The sequence below is a fragment of the Caulobacter sp. CCUG 60055 genome (genome assembly GCF_022750545.1).
Taxonomy (GTDB): Bacteria; Pseudomonadota; Alphaproteobacteria; order Caulobacterales; family Caulobacteraceae; genus PUIC01.
Genome location: NZ_PUIC01000004.1, coordinates 65,026 through 84,229, shown reverse-complemented (window position 1 = coordinate 84,229; position 19,204 = coordinate 65,026). Strand labels below are relative to the sequence as shown.

At 70.6% G+C, this 19,204-nt stretch carries 23 protein-coding genes; 13 read left to right on the top strand and 10 right to left on the bottom strand.

Translation table 11 applies throughout. The features are described from left to right. The first annotated feature begins 9 nt into the window (after window positions 1–9). From C5708_RS08365 to C5708_RS08335, 7 genes are all read left to right on the top strand, one after another. On the top strand, window positions 10–1,158 hold the full coding sequence (locus C5708_RS08365) for an acyl-CoA dehydrogenase family protein (RefSeq protein ID WP_242919874.1): 1,149 nt from the start codon (window positions 10–12) through the stop codon (window positions 1,156–1,158). Continuing rightward, window positions 1,155–1,415, top strand: a complete 261-nt coding sequence (locus tag C5708_RS08360) for a DUF3253 domain-containing protein (RefSeq protein ID WP_347567005.1) — start codon at window positions 1,155–1,157, stop codon at window positions 1,413–1,415. The genes C5708_RS08365 and C5708_RS08360 overlap by 4 nt, the downstream gene beginning before the upstream one ends. A 24-nt stretch (window positions 1,416–1,439) precedes the next feature. Then, window positions 1,440–2,069: a glutathione S-transferase family protein gene (locus C5708_RS08355; protein ID WP_242919872.1), complete on the top strand. Its 630-nt coding sequence runs from the start codon at window positions 1,440–1,442 to the stop codon at window positions 2,067–2,069. 5 nt (window positions 2,070–2,074) lie between these two features. Next, a complete protein-coding gene (locus C5708_RS08350) occupies window positions 2,075–2,662 on the top strand; it encodes a uracil-DNA glycosylase family protein (protein WP_242919870.1) in 588 nt (195 codons plus the stop codon). Beyond that, complete coding sequence (locus C5708_RS08345) at window positions 2,659–3,696, top strand: alpha/beta fold hydrolase (protein WP_242919868.1); 1,038 nt, start codon at window positions 2,659–2,661, stop codon at window positions 3,694–3,696. The genes C5708_RS08350 and C5708_RS08345 overlap by 4 nt, the downstream gene beginning before the upstream one ends. Before the next feature lie 64 nt (window positions 3,697–3,760). Further along, entirely contained in the window at window positions 3,761–4,822 is a 1,062-nt protein-coding gene (locus tag C5708_RS08340; RefSeq protein ID WP_242919867.1) for a Glu/Leu/Phe/Val dehydrogenase, read from the top strand. 95 nt (window positions 4,823–4,917) lie between these two features. Continuing rightward, the gene (locus C5708_RS08335; RefSeq protein ID WP_242919865.1) at window positions 4,918–5,613 is read left to right on the top strand and encodes a YafY family protein; all 696 of its coding nucleotides are present in this window, start codon (window positions 4,918–4,920) and stop codon (window positions 5,611–5,613) included. Window positions 5,614–5,629: 16 nt separating this feature from the next. Here C5708_RS08335 and C5708_RS08330 read toward each other — a convergent pair whose 3' ends face one another. From C5708_RS08330 to C5708_RS08310, 5 genes are all read right to left on the bottom strand, one after another. Further along, window positions 5,630–7,126: an MFS transporter gene (locus C5708_RS08330; protein WP_242919863.1), complete on the bottom strand. Its 1,497-nt coding sequence runs from the start codon at window positions 7,124–7,126 to the stop codon at window positions 5,630–5,632. A gap of 46 nt (window positions 7,127–7,172) precedes the next feature. Continuing rightward, window positions 7,173–7,349, bottom strand: a complete 177-nt coding sequence (locus C5708_RS08325) for a hypothetical protein (protein ID WP_242919861.1) — start codon at window positions 7,347–7,349, stop codon at window positions 7,173–7,175. A gap of 208 nt (window positions 7,350–7,557) precedes the next feature. Next, window positions 7,558–8,265: a TetR family transcriptional regulator gene (locus tag C5708_RS08320; protein WP_242919859.1), complete on the bottom strand. Its 708-nt coding sequence runs from the start codon at window positions 8,263–8,265 to the stop codon at window positions 7,558–7,560. Next, window positions 8,262–9,440: a VWA domain-containing protein gene (locus C5708_RS08315; protein WP_242919857.1), complete on the bottom strand. Its 1,179-nt coding sequence runs from the start codon at window positions 9,438–9,440 to the stop codon at window positions 8,262–8,264. Before C5708_RS08315 ends, C5708_RS08320 begins: the two co-directional genes overlap by 4 nt. A 198-nt stretch (window positions 9,441–9,638) precedes the next feature. Continuing rightward, window positions 9,639–10,169: a GNAT family N-acetyltransferase gene (locus C5708_RS08310; protein ID WP_242919855.1), complete on the bottom strand. Its 531-nt coding sequence runs from the start codon at window positions 10,167–10,169 to the stop codon at window positions 9,639–9,641. Between the two features lie 46 nt (window positions 10,170–10,215). On the opposite strand from C5708_RS08310, the gene C5708_RS08305 reads away from it, so the two are divergent. Both C5708_RS08305 and C5708_RS08300 read left to right on the top strand, forming a co-directional pair. After that, window positions 10,216–11,142 carry a histone deacetylase family protein gene (locus C5708_RS08305; RefSeq protein WP_242919853.1) on the top strand — a complete coding sequence of 309 codons (927 nt, stop codon included), beginning with the start codon at window positions 10,216–10,218 and terminating at the stop codon, window positions 11,140–11,142. A 43-nt stretch (window positions 11,143–11,185) separates the two neighbouring features. Continuing rightward, window positions 11,186–11,824, top strand: a complete 639-nt coding sequence (locus tag C5708_RS08300) for a histidine phosphatase family protein (protein WP_242919851.1) — start codon at window positions 11,186–11,188, stop codon at window positions 11,822–11,824. Between the two features lie 18 nt (window positions 11,825–11,842). Here the strand turns inward: C5708_RS08300 and C5708_RS08295 are convergent, their stop codons facing one another. Further along, window positions 11,843–12,277 carry a VOC family protein gene (locus C5708_RS08295; RefSeq protein WP_242919849.1) on the bottom strand — a complete coding sequence of 145 codons (435 nt, stop codon included), beginning with the start codon at window positions 12,275–12,277 and terminating at the stop codon, window positions 11,843–11,845. A gap of 139 nt (window positions 12,278–12,416) precedes the next feature. Between C5708_RS08295 and C5708_RS08290 the strand changes: the two genes are divergently transcribed. From C5708_RS08290 to dxs, 4 genes are read left to right on the top strand one after another with little or no spacing between them, the layout of a single operon-like run. Next, window positions 12,417–12,656, top strand: coding sequence for an exodeoxyribonuclease VII small subunit (locus C5708_RS08290; RefSeq protein WP_242919846.1), 240 nt, complete (start codon window positions 12,417–12,419; stop codon window positions 12,654–12,656). A gap of 8 nt (window positions 12,657–12,664) precedes the next feature. After that, entirely contained in the window at window positions 12,665–13,024 is a 360-nt protein-coding gene (locus tag C5708_RS08285) for a tRNA-binding protein (protein WP_242919844.1), read from the top strand. Beyond that, entirely contained in the window at window positions 13,021–13,911 is an 891-nt protein-coding gene (locus tag C5708_RS08280; RefSeq protein WP_242919842.1) for a polyprenyl synthetase family protein, read from the top strand. The genes C5708_RS08285 and C5708_RS08280 overlap by 4 nt, the downstream gene beginning before the upstream one ends. Before the next feature lie 52 nt (window positions 13,912–13,963). Further along, window positions 13,964–15,880, top strand: a complete 1,917-nt coding sequence (gene dxs, locus C5708_RS08275; protein ID WP_242919840.1) for a 1-deoxy-D-xylulose-5-phosphate synthase — start codon at window positions 13,964–13,966, stop codon at window positions 15,878–15,880. 15 nt (window positions 15,881–15,895) lie between these two features. On the opposite strand, the gene flgH is transcribed toward dxs, so the two are convergent. The 4 genes from flgH to flgF are packed head-to-tail and all read right to left on the bottom strand — an operon-like array spanning window position 15,896 to window position 19,006. Continuing rightward, window positions 15,896–16,645 (bottom strand): flagellar basal body L-ring protein FlgH, encoded by a 750-nt coding sequence (gene flgH / locus C5708_RS08270; RefSeq protein WP_242919832.1) that lies wholly within the window; start codon window positions 16,643–16,645, stop codon window positions 15,896–15,898. 12 nt (window positions 16,646–16,657) lie between these two features. Then, on the bottom strand, window positions 16,658–17,464 hold the full coding sequence (gene flgA / locus C5708_RS08265) for a flagellar basal body P-ring formation chaperone FlgA (RefSeq protein ID WP_242919830.1): 807 nt from the start codon (window positions 17,462–17,464) through the stop codon (window positions 16,658–16,660). Between the two features lie 4 nt (window positions 17,465–17,468). Then, entirely contained in the window at window positions 17,469–18,257 is a 789-nt protein-coding gene (flgG, locus tag C5708_RS08260) for a flagellar basal-body rod protein FlgG (RefSeq protein WP_242919828.1), read from the bottom strand. Window positions 18,258–18,268: 11 nt separating this feature from the next. Then, entirely contained in the window at window positions 18,269–19,006 is a 738-nt protein-coding gene (gene flgF / locus C5708_RS08255) for a flagellar basal-body rod protein FlgF (protein WP_242919820.1), read from the bottom strand. Window positions 19,007–19,204: the final 198 nt, after the last annotated feature.

The window sequence follows — 19,204 nt, the reverse complement described above, 5'->3', positions numbered from 1 at the left end:
GGAAACGTCATGGCGCTCGATCTCGAAACCCGCAACCAGTTGATCGAGACCATCCGCCGGTTCGTGGCCGAACGGCTGCGCCCGATGGAGGCCCAGACGGCCGACGACAATCTGGTGCCCGACGAGATCGTCGCCGAGATGCGCGACCTCGGCCTGTTCGGCCTGTCGATCCCGGAAGAATTCGGCGGCCTCGGCCTTTCCATGGAGGAGGAGTGCCTGGTCGGCGTCGAGCTCGGCTGCACCTCGCCGGCCTTCCGCTCGGTGATCGGCACCAATGTCGGCATCGGCAGCCAGGGCCTGGTGATGTTCGGCACGGACGAGCAGAAGGCCAGGTGGCTGCCCGGCGTCGCCTCCGGCGAGATCATCACCTCCTTCGCCCTGACCGAGCCGGAGGCCGGCTCCGACAGCGCGGCGGTGCAGACCCGCGCCGTCCTCGACGGCGACGCCTATGTGCTGAACGGTTCCAAGCGCTTCATCACCAACGCCGGCAAGGCGCACCTGTTCACGGTGATGGCCCGCACCAATCCCGATGTGAAGGGCGGCTCCGGCGTCTCGGCCTTCCTGGTGCCGCGCGACCTGCCGGGGCTGACGGTGGGCAAGTCGGAAAAGAAGATGGGCCAGCAGGGCGCCCACATCCACGACGTCATTTTCGAGAACGTCCGCGTGCCGGTCGAGAACCGCCTGGGCGGCGAGGGCGAGGGCTTCAAGGTGGCGATGCAGGTGCTGGATCGCGGCCGCCTGCACATCTCGTCGGTCTGCGTCGGCGTCGCCGAGCGCCTGATCGCCGACTGCGTGGCCTACGCCAACGAGCGCAAGCAGTTCGGCAAGCCGATCGCCGAGTTTCAGCTGATCCAGGGCATGATCGCCGACAGCAAGACCGAGGCCCTGGCCGCCCGCGCCCTGATGCTGGAGACCGCCCGCAAGCGCGACGCCGGCGAGACCGTCACCCTGGAGGCCGCCGCGACCAAGTACTACGCCTCCGAGATGGTCGGCCGCGTCGCCGACCGGGCGGTGCAGATCTTCGGCGGCGCCGGCTACGTCGCCGACTACGGCGTCGAGCGGCTGTACCGCGACGTGCGGATTTTCCGCATCTACGAGGGCACCAGCCAGATTCAGCAGGTGATCATCGCGCGGGAAACCCTTAAGCGGGGCGGATGATGAGCTCCCCGATCGAAGACGCCATTTTCGCCATGCTGGCCGAGATTCCCGCCGGCAAGAGCATCGACCCGTCCAACGTCGCCAAGTCGCTCGACCCCGAGGGCTGGCGGCGGCTGCTGCCGCAGGTGAAGGCCACCGCCGTGGGCCTGGCCCGCATCGGCAAGCTGGACGTGCTGCGCCACAACAAGCCCGTCGACCCGACCGCCCCGATCAAGGGGGTTTATCGCCTGCGCCTGCCCCTCGCCGGACAGGACTGACACCGACCAAAGGAGGATACGCCGATGATCGTCTATGGTTCTTCCCTGTCGCCCTATGTGCGCAAGACCCTGGCCGTGGCCGCCGAAAAGGGCATCGAGGTCGAGAGCCGCGCCAGCCGCGAGCCCGAGCCGGCCTTCCTGGCGGCCAGCCCGTTCCGCAAGATCCCGGCCATGGTCGACGGCGATTTCAGCATCTGCGACTCCAGCGCCATCATCGCCTATTTCGAGGCGATCAAGCCCGAGCCGGCGATGATCCCGGCCGAGGCCAAGGACCGGGCCCGGGTGGTGTGGTACGAGGAGTTCGCCGACACCATCCTGGTCGCCGCCGCCACGCCGATGTTCCTCAACCGCATCGTCAAGCCGCGCTTCATGGGGCTGCCGGGCGACGAAGCCGCCGCCGCCAAGTGCGAGGCCGAGGACACGCCCCGCGTGCTCGACTATCTGGAGACCATCGTTCCCGAGGCCGGCGGCTTCCTGGTCGGCGATCGGCTGACCCTGGCCGACCTGTCCGTCGCCAGCCCGTTCGCCAACCTCGAATATCTCAAGTTCGACCTGTCGCGCTGGCCCAGGACCAAGGCCTGGACCGACTCGATCCTGGCCCGTCCGTCCTTCGCGCCCCTGCTGGTCAGGGAGCGGGCGATGATGGCCGCCTGACGGCCTTGGCGCTGGAGCGGCTGCTGGCGGAGATCCGCGCCTGCCGGGCCTGCGCGGGCGAGCTGCCGCACGCGCCGCGCCCGGTCGTCCAGGTCGCGCCGCAGACCCGCCTGCTGATCTGCGGCCAGGCCCCCGGCCGGCGGGTGCACGAGAGCGGCATGCCGTTCACCGACCCTTCGGGCGACCGCCTGCGCGACTGGCTCGGGGTCGACTATGCGCGGTTCTACGCAGACCCTCGCATCGGCGTGGCGGCGATGGCCTTCTGCTACCCGGGCACCGCTCCCGGCGGCGGCGACTATCCGCCGCCGCCGCGCTGCGCGGCGCTGTGGCGGCCGCGTCTGCTGGCCGAGCTGAAGGATGTCGAATTGACGCTGCTGGTCGGCGGCTACGCCCAGAAATGGGCGCTGCGCGAGCGGGCCAAGCCGTCGATGACCGCCACGGTGGCGGCTTGGCGCGAGTACCTGCCGGACGGCCTCCTGCCCATGCCGCACCCGTCCTGGCGCAACACGGCGTGGTTGCGGCGCAATCCCTGGTTCGAGGCCGAGGTCGCGCCCTACCTTCGCCAAAAGGTGGCGGCTATCCTGGCGGCATGACGCGTCTGCTCGCCGTTCTGATGGCCGCCGCCCTGGGACTGGCCGCCTGCGCCCCCGCGGTGCAGAGCCCCGACAAGCCGGGCGCGGCCTTCGTCGGCCCGCACCTGGAGAAGGACGCCTTCGTCAGCTTCGACGGCGCGCGGCTCGGCCTCAGCCGCTGGGAGGTCGAGACCGGCGAGCCGTGGGCGGTGATCGTCGGCCTGCACGGCATGAACGACTATGGCGGCGCCTTCCACCTGGCGGGGCCGTACTGGGCCAAGGACGGCGTCGCCACCTACGCCTTCGACCAGCGCGGCTTCGGTCGCTCGCCCCAGCGGGGCATCTGGGGCGGCGACGCCCTGATGACCCAGGACCTGCGCACCCTGACGGCGCTGCTGCGCGCCCGCTATCCCAAGGCGATCCTCGCCGTGGTCGGCGAGAGCATGGGCGGGGCGGTGGCCATCGAGGCCTTCGCTTCGGACCAGCCGCCGGCCGCCGACCGGCTGGTGCTGCTGGCGCCCGCCGTCTGGGGCTGGTCGAGCCAGCCGCTGCCGAACAAGACCGCCCTCTGGTTCGCCGCCCGGCTGGCGCCCAGCAGCGTCATCAAGCCGCCGAGCTGGGTGACCGCCAAGGTCAAGGCCACCGACAACCGCGAGGAGCTGATCCGCATGAGCCGCGACCCGCAACTGATCTGGGGCGCGCGGTCGGACACCCTTTACGGCCTTGTCGGCCTGATGGAGCGAGCCTGGAGTTCGATCGGCAAGGTGCGGGCGCCGACCCTCTATCTCTACGGCTACAACGACGAGGTCATCCCCAAGACCGCCACCTTCGAGGCCGCCCGCCGGCTGAAGCCCGACGACCGGTCGGGCTACTACCGCGACGGCTGGCACCTGCTGCTGGTCGACAAGCAGGCCGAGCGGGTGTGGAAGGACGTCGAGGGCTTCATCCGCGACCCGGCCGCGCCGCTGGTTTCGCAGGTGGCCACCATCCCCGACGCGCCGACCCCTTCCAACGCCCGGGGGCGGACCGTGGCGGCCGCGTCTTCGGGCTTGTGAGCCGCCCGCGTCCAGCGTATGGGCTGCCCGCACGATAATTCCCTCAACAGACCGGCTCGGCGCAATGACCCTGTTCGATTCTCCCGCTTTCGAGGCTCACGAGGGCGTGCATGCGTTCTTCGATGAAAAGACCGGCCTGAAATCGATTATCGCCGTCCATTCCACCGCCCGCGGCCCCGCCGCCGGCGGCTGCCGCATGTGGCCCTACGGCTCGGCCGAGGCGGCGCTGGACGACGCGCTGAAGCTGTCGCGGGCGATGTCCTACAAGAACGCCATGGCCGACCTCGACCTCGGCGGCGGCAAGTCGGTGATCATCGGCGACAGCCGCAGCCAGAAGTCGCCGGCCCTGTTCGAGGCCTTCGGCCGCGCCGTCGAGACCCTGGGCGGCCGCTACTGGACCGCCGAGGACGTCGGCGTCTCGCCGGCCGACCTGGCCAGCGCCCGCACGCAGACCCGCTTCGTCGCCGGCCTGGAAGGCCACGCGGCGGCCTCGGGCGATCCCAGCCCGGTCACCGCCGAGGGCGTGTTCCGGGGCGTGCGCCTGTGCGTGCGCCGCCGCTACGGCCGCGAACTCGACGGCGTGGTCGTCGCCATCCAGGGGGTCGGCCATGTCGGCGCCTATCTGGCCGAGAAGTTGCACGCCGCCGGCGCCAAGCTGGTGATCACCGACGTCAACGAACAGGCCCTGGAGGCGGTCGCCGCCAGGACCGGCGCCCAGATCGTCGCCCCCGGCGCCATCTTCGACGTCGACTGCGACGTGTTCGCCCCCTGCGCCCTCGGCGGCGCCATCAACGAGGACACCCTGCCGCGCCTCAAGGCCAAGGTCGTCGCCGGCGGGGCCAACAACCAGCTCGCCTCGGCCGAGGTCGATCGGGTGCTGTTCGAGAAGGGCGTGCTCTATGCGCCCGACTACGTGATCAATGGCGGCGGCATCATCAATGTCGCCGGCGAGATCCGCGCGCTCGAAGCCGGCGAGGCGTTCGATCCCAAGTGGGTCGAGGCCAAGCTGGACCGCCTGGCCCAGACGCTGGACGAGGTGCTCGAACACGCCGCCGTCGAGAAGCGTCCCACCCACGAGGTGGCCACCGAGATCGCCAAGGCCCGCATCGCCGCCGCCCAAGGCTGATCGCTACTGACAGCATGCTGTCGGCAGGACTAGTTTAGACCGCTCCTGCCGACGATGAAGGAACGGGCCTTCGACCGTGGCGGAGGTTCCTTGCGATGCGTCGCGCCGATCGGCTGTTCGAGATCATCCAGCGCCTGCGCGGCGGTCGTCTGGTCACGGCCGCCGCCCTGGCCGAGGGGCTGGAGGTGTCGATCCGCACCGTCTATCGCGACATCGTCGACCTGCAGGCCTCGGGCGTGCCGATCGAGGGGGCGGCCGGCGTCGGCTACGTGCTGCGCGACGGCTATCAGGTGCCGCCGCTGATGTTCAGCCTGGGCGAGATCGAGGCCCTGGTCGTCGGGGCCCGCCTGGCCCAGGCCTGGGGCGGCGCCGAACTGGCCCGCTCGGCCGAGGAGGCCCTGTTCAAGATCGACGCCGTGCTGCCGCGCGGGCTCAAGGGCCGGGCCGAGGCGGTGCGGGTGTTCGCCCCCGACCACAAGCTCGCGCCCGAGGTCAAGGCGGCGCTGGACCGGGTGCGCGAGGCCGTGCGCGAGCGCCGGCGCCTGAGTTTCGATTACCGCCGCGCCGACGGCGCGGAGGGGCGGCGCACCGCCCGCCCCCTGGGCATGCATTTCTGGGGCGGGGTGTGGACCGTGGCCGCCTGGTGCGAGGCGCGCGCGGATTTCCGCACCTTCCGCATCGACCGGATGTCGATCCTGGAGCAGGGGCCGGTCTTCCCGTTCGAGCGCGGGCGCGAGCTTCAGGATTTCGTCGCCCTCAACGAGGCCCGGCGTCAGGCCGAGGGCTGGTGAGGCGGCCCGGCCCGGCTCAGGCCGAGGCGCTTCGGCCGCCGATGCCCGAGCCGGCGCTGCGCGGCAGGCGCAGATAGACCGGCAGGGCCAGCAGGGTGACGACCCCGACGGCGATGAACGGCGCGGTGAAGCGGTCGGGCGTCAGCAGGCGCTCCGGCTCCGACCCCTTGGCCAGGTGCAGCATCAGGCCGCCGAAGCTGATGCCCAGGCTGAGGCCGACCTGTTGGGCGACGGTGGCCAGGGTCGAGGCGGCGCTGACCTTGTCCTGCGGCACGTCGGCGTAGGCGACGGTGTTGGCGGCGGTGAACTGGTTGGAGCGGATGAAGCCGGCGACCACCAGCAGCGCCATGATCAGCCATACCGGCGTCCAGTCGCGGAAGAAGCCGGGAATGGCGGTCATCACCGCCGCGCCGATCACCGTGGCGGTCAGGATGGTGCGGAAACCGAAGCGGCGCAGCAGGCCGGGGGCGAAGAACTTGGCGCTCATCGCGCCGAGGCCCTGGCCGATGGTGATCATGCCGGCGCGGAACGGGCTCCAGCCCAGGCCGACCTGAAGCAGCAGCGGCATCAAGAACGGTCCGGCCCCGATGCCCAGCCGCACGAAGGTTCCGCCGGTCAGGCTGGCGCGGAAGGTGGCGTAGCGCAGCAGCCGAAGGTCGAGCACCGGGCGCTCGATGCGCAGGGCGTGGCGGACGTAGAGCGCGCCGACGCCGACGGCCAGGAGCGCGGCGGCGACCTGCACGGCCGGCGGCACGATCTTCAGACCGATGGTCTCGGTCGCCCCGACCAGGGCCGAAATGGCCACGGCGCTCATGACGAAGCCGGCGAAATCGAACCGGCCGGGATGCGGCTGGCGCAGCTTGGGCACCAGGGCGGCCACCGCCGCCATGCCGAGCAGGCAGACCGGCGCGTTGACGAAGAAGATCCACGGCCAGTCGGCGACGCTGAGGATCAGCCCGGCGATGGGCGGGCCGACCAGGGGGCCGACCAGGGCGGGCATGGTGAACCAGCTCATCGCCGCCACCAGCCGCTCGCGCGGGGCCGATCCGACGATGATCAGGCGGCCGACCGGCGTCATCATCGCCCCGCCCATGCCCTGGATGACGCGATAGGCGACCAGCTCGCCCAGCGAGTGGGCGAAGCCGCACAGGATCGACCCGGCCATGAAGATGGTCATGGCGATCATGAACACGCGCTTGGCCCCGAACCGGTCGGCGATCCAGCCGCTGGCCGGGGCGAACACCGCCAGGGCGACGATGTACGAGGTCAGGGCCAGCTTCAGGTGGATGGGGTCCGTGCCGAACGCCCGCGCCAGGGTGGGCAGGGCGGTGGACAGGGCCGTGGAGTCGACGAACTCCATGAACAGGGCGCTGGCCACGGCGATGGAGGTGAGGCGCGAGGCCCAGGCCGACGGCGGCGCCTCGGCCGTCGCGGTCTCGGCGGCCTCGGACTCGACGATGTCGGCGGACGACGGCACGGCCGTGGATATGCGCCCCTCGGCGCGTCGTGTCACCCCCTGCGAAGGCCCTCGGCCGGCGGTTTCCCCGCCGCGGCCGAAGTCAGCCTTCCTTGGGCGGCCGCTCGACCTGGAACGACCGGGCCTCGGCCGGCCGGTCGGGGTCGATGGCGGGTTCGGCGTCGGAGACGTCGGCCTTGCGGCCGACCTGATGCGGCAGCGGGCAGGTCTTGCGCACGCCGTAGTCCGGGGCTTGCTGCTGCTGGAAACCGGTGGTCATGCGCGGACCTCCCTGTCTGGCCGCACGCTAAGCTTCGGCGCGTTCCGGGGCGCATCCAGCAACCCCGTTGGGCCTTCGCCGGTTCCATCTTGCGGCCGGCGGGCCGCGGGATCGCCTCAACCCTGCGTGATCGGGGAGGGGAGACCGCCGCCACCCGGGCCCCTGCGAGGGGTCTGGGATGACGGCGCGGTCATGGCCGGATGCGGCCTTAGCGGCTGAAGCCGGCCTCGGCGAAATCGACCATCCGCCGGATCAGCGGCTCGATCTCGTCCTCGCGGGTCAGCCCCTCCGACAGGGTGTTCAGGCGGTCGAACTCGGCGAAGCGGTTGTTGTGCACCATGCCCAGCACGAAGTGCAGCCGCCAGTAGACCTCGACCTCGGGCAGGTCCGGCCGGGCCGCCCTCAGGGCGTCGGCGAAGCGGCGCAGGTGCGAGACGTCGGTCCGCAGCACGTCGCGCATCGCCTCGGTGCCCTCGCTGCGGGCGCGGATCAGGAACTGCACCGAGATCAGCCGGTCGCCGTTGGGGTCGAGCCAGCGCACGGGCGGGCCGATCAGGGCCTCCAGGATGGCGCGCACGGGCGGTCGCCCGCCGTGGGCGTCGTTGGCCTCGTGCAGCAGGCGCGCGCGCATCCGGTTCAGCTCGGCGGTCCGCCGGCGGAAGATGTCGAACAGCAGCGCGTCCTTGGAGCCGAAATGGTAGTTCACCGAGGCTAGGTTGACATTGGCCTCGGCGGTGATGTCGCGCACCGAGACCTTCTGGAACCCGTGCACTGCGAACAGCCGCTCGGCGGCCAGGAACACCTGGTTCTTGGTCGCGGCTTCCTGTTCGGGCGTCAGCGCCTCGGGCGCCGTCTCCAGGTCGTTGTCGGGGGCGACCGCGCCGCTCAGGCCGCGCGCGCGTTGTTGTCCGGTCATCCGCGCACGAGCTCGCGCATGGCCTTGTCGAGGCCTTCAAGGGTCAAGGGGTACATCCGGTCGTTCATCAACTGTCTCATCACGCCGATCGACTGGGTATAATCCCAGTGCCGCTCAGGCGTCGGGTTCAACCAGACCACGCTGTCGTAGATCTGCGTCACGCGGTCGATCCACACCGCGCCGGCCTCTTCGTTCCAGTGCTCGACCGAGCCGCCCGGATAGGTGATCTCATACGGGCTCATGGTCGCGTCACCGACGAAGATCACCTTATAGTCGTGGGGAAATTTGTGAAGCACATCCCACGTGTTGATCTTCTCGGCGTGCCGGCGGCGGTTGTCCTTCCACACCCCCTCATAGAGGCAGTTGTGGAAGTAGAAGAACTCCATGTTCTTGAATTCGGTCTTGGCCGCGCTGAACAGCTCCTCGCAGAGCTTGATGTGGCTGTCCATCGAGCCGCCGATGTCGAAGAACAGCAGCACCTTGATCGTATTGCGCCGCTCCGGCCGCAGGACCAGGTCGAGATAGCCCTTGTTGGCGGTCTCCTTGATCGAGCCGTCGACGTCCAGCTCCTCGGGCTGGCCCTGGCGGGCGAACCTGCGCAGGCGGCGCAGCGCCACCTTGATGTTGCGCGTGCCCAGCTCGACCGAGTCGTCGAGGTTCTTGTACTCGCGCTTGTCCCACACCTTCACGGCGCGGCCGTGGCGGCCCTTGTCCTGGCCGATGCGCACGCCCTCGGGATTGTAGCCGTTGGCCCCGAACGGAGAGGTGCCGCCGGTGCCGATCCACTTGGAGCCGCCCTCGTGGCGCTCCTTCTGCTCCTTCAGGCGCTCCTGCAGGGTCTCCATCAGCTTCTCGAAGCCGCCGAGGGCCTCGATCTGCGCCTTCTCCTCGTCGGTGAGGAACTTCTCGGTCAGGGCCTTCAGCCATTCGGCCGGGATCTCGGCGGTCAGGCCGTCGTCGACCCGCTCCAGGCCCTTGAACACATGGCCGAACACCCGGTCGAACTTGTCGAGGTTCTTCTCGTCCTTCACCAGCGACGCGCGCGACAGATAGTAGAAATCGTCCACCGACCGGTCGATGACGTCACGGTCCAGCGCCTCCATCAGCATCAGGTACTCCTTGAGCGTCACCGGCACGCGGGCCTGACGCAGCTCGGAGAAGAAGCGCATGAACATCGTGGTTCTCTAGAGCGGACGCGGTTCGTGAAATCGAACGACTGTTTGCCGTGAGATTGGGCGGTGGGCGGAATTTAGTCCAACGATTTTAGCGCCCGCGCCGATTCCGCCGCCGCGTGACGATGTCGCGCCGAGCGTGTCGGCTTGAGATCGGCGCGCCGGCCCGTCCGTAAGGTTCCCGCGCAGCGTTTCGGAGGATTACGCGGCCGAGACGGGCTCTTCCGCTTCCCGGAGCAGGATGAACTCGCGGTCGCGCACGCGGCCGACGGGGAACTGGTACTCGCCGGCCTTGGCGAAGCCGTGGCGGGCGTAGAGGCGCTGGGCGCCGTGGTTCTCGGCCCAGACCCCGATCCACAGGCGGCGGCCGGGGCGCTCCAGCCAGGCCAGGGCCTCGGCGAGCAGGCGGCGGCCGAGGCCCGAGCCCTGTTCGCCGGCCCGGACATAGAGCCGCTTCAATTCGCCGCAAGCGGGCGTGACCTCGGCGTGCGGCAGCTTGCAGCGCCCGGCCTGGGCGTAGCCGACGACCTGGCCGTCGCGCTCTGCCAGCCAGACCGCCTCGTCCGCCCCGGCCAGTTCGTCCGCGCACTTGTCGATCGCATAGGCCTCGTCGAGGAAGGCGTCGAGGTCGTCCTGGGGGTAAAGGCGGCCGAAGGTCTCGGCGAAGGTCTCGCGGCCGATGCGGTGCAGGGCGTCGGCGTCGGCGGGCGTGGCGCGGCGGATCGAAATCATCGGTCCACTATATGGTCTTGGCCGCCGGACGCGATAGGCTGGCGCCATGGCGATCGCTCTCTTCACCCACCCCGACATGCTGGACCACCGGCCGGGCGAGGATCATCCGGAGCGGCCCGAGCGGCTGACGGCCGTGCTCGACGCCCTGGACGACGCGTCGGGGCTCGACCTGGAGCGGCGCGAGGCTCCCCGCGCCAGGCCCGAGAGCCTGCTTGCCGTGCATCCGCAGGCCCATGTCGACCGCGTCTTCGCCGCCGCGGCGCAGGCCGCCTCCGGCCGCGCGCGGATCGACGACGACACCGCCATGTCGAGCGGCAGCCTGGTCGCCGCCCTGCGCGCCGCCGGCGCCGTGACGGCGGCGGTGGAGGGCGTGGCGGCCGGCGACTTCACGCGGGCGTTCTGCGCCGTGCGTCCGCCAGGCCATCACGCCGAGCCGGGCGAGGCCATGGGGTTCTGCCTGTTCTCCAACGTCGCGGTGGCGGCCCGCGCGGCCCAGGCCGCCGGCCTGCGGCGGGTGGCCGTGGTCGACTTCGACGTCCATCACGGCAACGGCACCCAGGCGGCGTTCGAACACGACCCCAGCCTGTTCTTCGCCTCGATCCATCAGTGGCCGCTCTATCCGGGCACCGGCGATCCTTCGGAAAGGGGCGTCGGCAACGTGGTCAACGCCGTGGTGCCGCCGCACGCTCCGCGCGAGTCGTGGCGAGCCGGCTTCGACGGGCTGATGGACCGGGTCGACGCCTTCGCGCCCGACCTGATCCTGGTGTCGGCGGGGTTCGACGCCCACGCCCGCGATCCCTTGGCGGCGCAGGCCCTGGAGGCCGAGGATTTCGCCTGGGCGACCCGCGCCATCGTCACCGTCGCCGAGGCGCGATGCCGAGGGCGGGTTGTGTCCTCGCTCGAGGGCGGCTACGACCTAGAGGCGCTCGGCCGTTCGGCGGCGGCGCATGTGCGGGCCTTGCAGGAGGGGTGAGGGAGTTTGGATATCGCCGCAAGGCGACCGGCGCCCGGATGGCATGGCGAGCGAAGCGTTGAAGATTCAGGACCCACCCGCCGGGACCAGGGCCGCCGTCGACGGCGGACGTCGCGGCGTCATCACCCTGGCGCGGCACGGCGAGCCGGCGTTGTCGCGCCGGATCAAGCTGGACGCCGCGGGCTATCGGCGCTGGTGGGCGCTCTACGAGGAAGGCGGACTGCTGCAGGGCCAGATCCCTCCGCGCCATCTCCAGGCCACGGCCGAGGCGGCGGGGGTGATCGTCGCCTCCACCCGCCGGCGCTCGATCGAGACCGCCCAGGCGGTGGCCTGCGGCCGGGCCTTCTCCCAGGACCCGCTGTTCATCGAGGCCCCGCTGCCGCCGCCCTCGTGGCCGTCGGCGTTCAAGTTCTCGCCGCGCGCCTGGGGGGTCATCGCCAGGTTGTGGTGGTGGTTCTTCGACCATAACGAAGGCCAGGAAAGCCGCGCCGAGGCCCAGGTCCGCGCCGAGGAGGCCGCCCGCCTTCTCGACGGGCTGGCCGAGAACGGCCAGGACGTGCTGGTGCTCGCCCATGGCTTCTTCAACACCATGATCGGCATCGAACTGAAGGAGCTGGGCTGGCGCTGCGTGAAGGACCAGGGCTTCAAGTACTGGTCGGCGCGCAGCTTCGAGCGCGTCTAGCCTGACGCCCGGCGCCGCCTAGTTCATGGTTCCGGCGACGATCTCCAGCTTGTTGCCGTCCGGATCGAACAGCACCGCGCCATAGTAGTCGGGGGCGATGTCCGGGTGCGCGCCCGCCGCGCGGACGCTGCGCGCGCCGGCGGTCAGGGCCGCCGCATAGGCGGCGTCGACCGCGTCGCGGCCGTCGGCGGCGAAGGCGATGTGGGTCCCAAGGCCCGCCACCCGCCCGGCCTCGACCGGATAGAGAAAGAAGGCCCCGTTCATGCCGCCGGGGCCGTAGGCCAGTTCGGCGTCGGTGGCCGACGAGGCGGCGTGGCCCAGCGGGGCCAGCAGCGCGTCGTAGAAGCGCCGGGCCTCGGCCAGGTCGCGCACGCCGATGGACAGGTGGTCGAACATGGCGAAGTCCCCGAAGCCGTGGTCTTCCTCAGATGGGCGGGCGGGGCGGTCGCGCAAGGCCGGTCCGCGAAAGTTCGCGCCCGGGCGTTCGCCGGCGACGTCACGCGGACGCCCGCCGAAAATAATCCGGGGCTGCGGCGTTGCCCATCGGGACGCGCCTCGCCTAAGTTGCCGCGGAATTCCTCCGGAGACGACCTTGACCGACGCGCCCGACATTTCAGCCCTGTCCTTCGAGCAGGCCCTGGCCGAGCTGGAGAAGATCGTGGCCGAACTCGAATCGGGCCAGGCGCCGCTGGAACGCTCGATCGAGGTCTATGAGCGCGGCGCGGCCCTCAAGGCCCACTGCGAGAAGAAGCTCGAAGCCGCCCGCCTGCGCGTCGAGAAGATCGTCATGTCCCCGGGCGGCCCCGGCGCCGAGCCGGCCGAATTCTCCTGAGCGCGCGTATGGCCGACGGCTCCACCGTGCGCGAGACCATCGCTTTCGACGACTTTCTCAAGGTCGACGTCCGCGTCGGCACGGTGCTGAAGGCCGAGCCGTTCCCCGAGGCGCGCAAGCCGGCCTACAAGCTGACGGTCGATTTCGGACCGGAGATCGGCGTGCGCCGGTCCTCGGCCCAGATCACCCACCACTACGGCCTGGACGAACTGGTCGGGCGCAAGGTGGCGGCGGTGGTCAATTTTCCGCCGCGCCAGATCGGGCCGTTCATGTCCGAGGTGTTGTGCCTGGGCTTCCCCGACGCCGACGGCCACGTGGTGCTGGTCGGCGTCGATCGCGCCGTGCCCGACGGCGGGAGACTGTTTTGAACCGCGCCGCCTTCGCCCAAAGGGTGGCCGAGGCCGCCGACCTGGTCACCGTGGCGCTCGACGCCCTCCTGCCGCGCGGCGAGGGGCCCGAAAGCCGCCTCACCGAGGCGATGCGCTACGCCGCCCTGGGGCCGGGCAAGCGGCTGCGGCCGTTCTTCGCGCTCGAGACGGCCAAGATGTTCGACGTCGAGGAGCGGCCGGTGCTGCGCGCCGCCTGCGCCCTGGAATGCATCCACGCCTACAGCCTCGTGCACGACGACCTGCCGTGCATGGACGACGACGACATGCGCCGCGGCCGCCCGACCGTCCACAAGGCCTATGACGAGGCGACGGCCGTGCTGGCCGGCGACGCGCTGCAGACCGCCGCGTTCGAGATCATGGCCCATCCCGACACCCACGAGGACGCCGAGGTGCGGGCCGAGCTGGTGCGCCGCCTGGCCGTCGCTTCGGGCGCCAAGGGCATGGCCGGCGGCCAGATGATCGACCTGCTGGGGGTGCGCGACGACCTCGGCGCCGTGGCCCGCATGCAGCGGCTGAAGACCGGGGCCTTGATCGTCTACGCCTTCGACATTCCGCTGGTGCTGGCCCGCGCCGGCGAGGCCGAGCGCCAGGCCCTGACCGCCTTCGCCCAGGACCTGGGGCTGGCCTATCAGATCGTCGACGACCTGCTCGACGTCGAGGGCGACGAGGACCTGCTGGGCAAGGCCGCCGGCGGCAAGGACGCCGCCAAGGGCAAGGCCAACTACGTCACCCTGCTGGGCGTCGATCAGGCGCGCGAACGGGTGGCCCATCTGTCCGGCCAGGCCAAGGGGCGCCTCGACCTCTTCGGCGAACGCGCCAGATTCCTGCGCGATAGCGTCGACTTCGTGCTAGATCGACGTAATTAAGTCGATCGCCGGACGGGCATGCCCGTCCGCGGACCGCGATCCGGAACACTGCATGCCGCCTGTCACCCCCCTGCTCGACACCGTCCGTTCGCCGACCGACACGCGCGAATTCACCTCTCCGCAGCTGCGCCAGCTCGCCGACGAGCTGCGGGCCGAGACCATCGACGTGGTGTCGACCACCGGCGGCCACCTGGGCGCGGGCCTGGGCGTGGTCGAACTGACCGTGGCGCTGCACCACGTGTTCGACACGCCGCGCGACATCGTCATCTGGGACGTCGGCCACCAAGCCTATCCGCACAAGATACTCACCGGCCGGCGCGAGCGCATCCGCACCCTGCGCCAGGGCGGCGGCCTGTCGGGCTTCACCAAGCGTTCGGAAAGCGAATACGACCCGTTCGGCGCCGCGCACGCGGCCACCTCGATCTCGGCGGCGCTGGGCTTCGCGGCCGCCCGCGACCAGCGCGGCGACGATAACAAGGTCATCGCCGTGATCGGCGACGGCTCGATGAGCGCGGGCATGGCCTACGAGGCGATGAACAACGCCGTCGAGACCACCAAGCAGCTGATCGTCATCCTCAACGACAACGACATGTCGATCGCCCCGCCGGTCGGCGGCATGAGCGCCTACATGGCCCGCCTGGTCTCGGGCGGCGGCTACCAGTCGCTGCGCAAGCTGGGCAAGCAGGTGGCCGGCGCCCTGCCGCGGCCCTTGCAGCAGGCCGCGCGCAAGGCCGAGGAATACGCCCGCGGCATGGTCACCGGCGGGACGCTGTTCGAGGAGCTGGGCTTCTACTATGTCGGGCCCATCGACGGGCACGACCTCGACGCCCTGGTCCCGGTGCTGAAGAACATCCGCGACCACGCCGACAAGCCGGTGCTGGTCCACGTCGTCACCCAGAAGGGCAAGGGCTACGCCCCGGCCGAGGGCGCCGACGACAAGCTGCACGCGGTGGCCAAGTTCGACGTCGTCACCGGCAAGCAGGCGAAGTCGCCGTCCAACGCCCCCAGCTACACCAAGGTGTTCGCCCAGCAGCTGATCAAGCAGGCCGAGCGCGACGACAAGATCATCGCCATCACCGCCGCCATGCCCTCGGGCACCGGCCTCGACCTGTTCGGCCAGGCCTTCCCCAGCCGCACCTTCGACGTCGGCATCGCCGAACAGCACGCGGTGACCTTCGCCGCCGGCCTGGCCGCCGACGGCATGAAGCCGTTCTGCGCCCTCTATTCGACCTTCCTCCAGCGCGGCTACGACCAGGTGGTGCACGACGTGGCCATCCAGAGCCTGCCGGTGCGCTTCGCCATGGACCGCGCCGGGCTGGTGGGCGCCGACGGGGCCACCCACGCCGGCAGCTTCGACATCGGCTACATGGGCGCGCTGCCCGGCATGGTGCTGATGGCCGCCTCCGACGAGGCCGAGCTGGCCCGGATGATCGCCACGGCGGTGGCGATCGACGATCGGCCCAGCGCCTTCCGCTATCCGCGCGGCGAAGGCGTCGGCGTCGACATCCCCGACCTCGCCGAGCCGCTGGAGATTGGCAAGGGCCGCATCGTCCGCGAAGGCTCGGCCGTGGCCATCCTGTCGTTCGGCACCCGCCTGCAGGAAAGCCTCAAGGCCGCCGACGCCCTGGCCGCGCGGGGGCTTTCGGCCACCGTGGCCGACGCCCGTTTCGCCAAGCCGCTGGACATCGACCTGATCCTGCGCCTCGCCCGCGGGCACGAGGCGCTGATCACCGTCGAGGAGGGGGCCATGGGCGGCTTCGGCGCCTTCGTGCTCCAGGCCCTGGCCGAGCACGGGGCCCTGGATCGCGGCCTTCGGGTCCGCACCCTGGTCCTGCCCGACGTCTTCCAGGACCAGGACAAGCCCGAGGCGATGTACGCCGAGGCGGGGCTGGACGCCGACGGCATCGTGGCGGCGGCGCTGCGCGCCCTGGGCGTGGCCGGGGCGCCGGCGGCGAACCGCCGGGCCTGAGGCGCGCCGCCGGGCTCAGAACGGCGAGAACTTCTCCACCAGCGACTGGCCGGCCGGGGTCTTCTGGACCCGGCTGATGTCGCCGCGTCCGCCATAGCTGATGCGCGCCTCGGCGATCTGGCTGTGGTTGATGGTGTTGGTCGCGGTGATGTCCTCGGGACGCACCACGCCCTGGACGGTGAGCTGGCGCATCTCGGTGTTGGTGCGCACCTCCTGCGAGCCCTGGATCATCAGGTTGCCGTTGGGCAGCACCTGGGTGACCACGGCGGCGACGGTCAGGTTGATCTTTTCCTGGCGGTTCACCGCGCCGGCGCCCTGGTTCGAGGTGGCGCCGCTGGTGGCCAGGGCGTTGGTCGGGTCGTAGGCGCCCGGCAGCATCCTGCCGAGCGTTTGCTCCAGGCCCAGGAGGTGCGGCATGCCGGCCTTCATCGACGAGGTGCGCGAGCTGGAGGTGGCGTTGGTGGTCTTGGCGCTGTCGTCGATGGTGATCAGCACAGTCAGGATGTCGCCGACGCGGCTGGCCCGCTGGTCGATGAAGAAGGCGCGCGCGCCCGTCCGCCACAGCGAATTGGCCGAGGCCGACTGCGGGATCGGCTGGCGCGCGGCCCCGATCACGGGCGTCGAGGCCGGCATGGGCTGGGCCAGGGCGGCGGGATAGTTCATCGGCGTCAGCTTGGGGCCGTTGACGGCCTCGTTCACCGACGAGCAGGCGCACAGCGTCGCGCCGGAGGCGGCGACCAGGGCGAGGGCGGAAAGACGGCGCATGGCGGCGGGCTCCTAGCGAAGCGAAGCGAACTGGGCGGCGGGGAAGGCGGCGGCCTTCAGGCGGTCGGCCTCGGGGCCGACGACCGCCTGGCCGGGGCCGGCGGCGACGGCCTCGAACACCTTCTTGGAGGCGACGTTCATCACCGCCACCGTGTCTCCGGCGGCGGCGGCGGCCATGGCCTTGCCCTGCAGCGACAGGCGGACCCCGTCGGCGCTGAAGGTCACGGTGACGAGGTCGTCGCGCTTGATCACCTGGGCGGCGGCGAGGTCGCGGCCGGTCACCGCGGCGCCGGCGCGCAGAGGCCTGCGGGCGGCCATGCCGATCACCCGCTCGGCGTCGCCGGGGGCGTCCTTGGGGGCGGAGAAGGCGGCGACCTTGGTCCAGGCGACGTCCTGAGGGCCCACGACCTCGCCGGCGGCGAGGCTGCGGGTGTAGGTCAGGGCCTCGACCGTCGCGCCCGGCTTGCCAGCCCGCGTGGCCGCCACGGCGGCGGCGGGCTCGGGCTGGGCGGCGCCCTGGCGGACGACGATGCGGCGCAGGCGCGAGGGGTTGTCCCAGTCGAGGCCGGCCAGGTGGGCGGCGCGCTGCACCGCCGCCGCGTCCAGCACGGCGTTGGCGCCCGGCTGCGGGGCGGGGCCGATGACGACCCCCGCCGCGCGGCCGGCGTCGTCGAACAGGTCGCCGAGGGTGACGGGGCCGCCGGCCTCGACGTCGACCTTCAGCGACACCGGCTGGCCGGCCAGGGCCGCGCCGGCCGACAGCCATGCGGCGGCGGCCAGGGCCAGGGGGGCGATCGCGCGGGCGAGGGCGTGGGTCATGGACTTACGACTTCAGCTGCGAGGTGGTCTGGAGCATCTGGTCGGCGGAGTTGATCACCTTGGAGTTCATCTCGTAGGCGCGCTGCGCCACGATCAGGGCGGTGATCTCGCTGACCGGGTCGACGTTCGAGGCCTCGACATAGCCCTGCAGCAGCTTGCCGTAGCCGGGCGCGCCGGGATTGGCGACGCTGGCCTGGCCGGACGCGCCGCTTTCCAGGAACAGGTTCTCGCCGACCGCGTCGAGGCCGGCCTCGTTGAAGAAGGTCGCCAGCTGCAGCTGGCCGACGGTCTGCGGCGTCGGCGAGCTGGGCTGCAGCACCTGCATCAGGCCCGTCGGCGAGATCATCACGTCGGTGGCGTCTTGCGGGACGGTGATCCCCGGCTGCACCAGATAGCCGTCGTTGGTGACCAGCTGGCCCTGGTCGTTGGTCGTGAGGTTGCCGGCGCGGGTGTAGGCCGTCTCGCCCGAGGGCAGCAGCACCTGCAGGTAGCCGCGCCCCTGGATGGCCACGTCGAACTTGTTCTGGGTCTGGGTGGGCGAGCCCTGGGCGGTGATGCGGTAGACCGAGCCGGCCTTGACGCCCGAGCCGACCTGGACGCCGGTCGGCACCACCGTGCCGGAATCCGAAGAGGCCGCGCCCATGCGCTCGACGTTCTGGTAGAGCAGGTCCTCGAACTCGGCCCGCTGCTTCTTGAAGCCGACCGTGTTCATGTTGGCGATGTTGTTCGAGATGACCTCGACGTTCAGCTGCTGGGCCGCCATGCCCGTGGTTGCGGTGCGCAGAGCTCTCATCGGCTAGATTCCTAGTTCACCTGGCCCAGACGCTGGATCGACTTGCGGTCGAGCTGCGCGGTCTGGTCCATCATGTTGCTCACGCTCTCATAGGCGCGCGTCACCTCGATCATCCGCGTGATCTCCTGGATCGGCTGGACGTTCGAGGCCTCGGTCATGCCCTGGTGCAGGAGGGCGGCCGTGGCGGCCTGAGGCTGCTGGTTGGAGGTGTTGCGGAAGAGGCCGTCGCCGGTCTTCTCCAGCGCCGACAGGCTGTCGAAGCGATAGGCGCCCAGCTTGCCGACCCGCAGGATTCCCTGGCTGATGACGCCGTCGCGGCTGATGGTCGGCTCGCCCTTCTCGGGATCGAGCACGATCTCCGAGCCGCTGTCGTCGAGGACCGGCTGGCCGGCCTTGGTCACCAGGCGTCCGGTGGAATCGGTCGAGAAGCGCCCGTCGCGGGTGTAGCGCTCGCCGGCCGGCGTCCGGACCTTGAAGAAGCCCTGGCCCTCGATGGCGACGTCCAGCGGCGCGCTGGTCTGCTGCAGGGTTCCCTGGCCGAAATCGCGGGCGACGCCGGAATCCAGCGCGAACTTCACCGGCTGGGCCACCGGGCTGTCGCCGACCAGGCGGCGCGGCTCGACCCGGCTCATCAGCGACTCGACCTTGAAGCCCACGGTGTCGGCGTTGGCGATGTTGTTGGCGACGACATCCAGCTCGCGGCGCAGGATCATCTGCCGCGAGAGGCCGACGTACATCGTATTGTCCATGATGCCGCAGTCCTATGGTTAACGTCGTCCCATGCGGGGCTGCAAAAGGCGGGCCAGCCGAAATTCTTTTCAAAAACAACGAATACTAGGGTTAACGGCCTGCCGATGGGCGATCTCGGCCCGGCAAAAATTGCAGCGGTTAAGGAGTGTTAAAAACCGGTCCTTAACCATTTCGAAGCGATTGAACGAAGGTGGGCG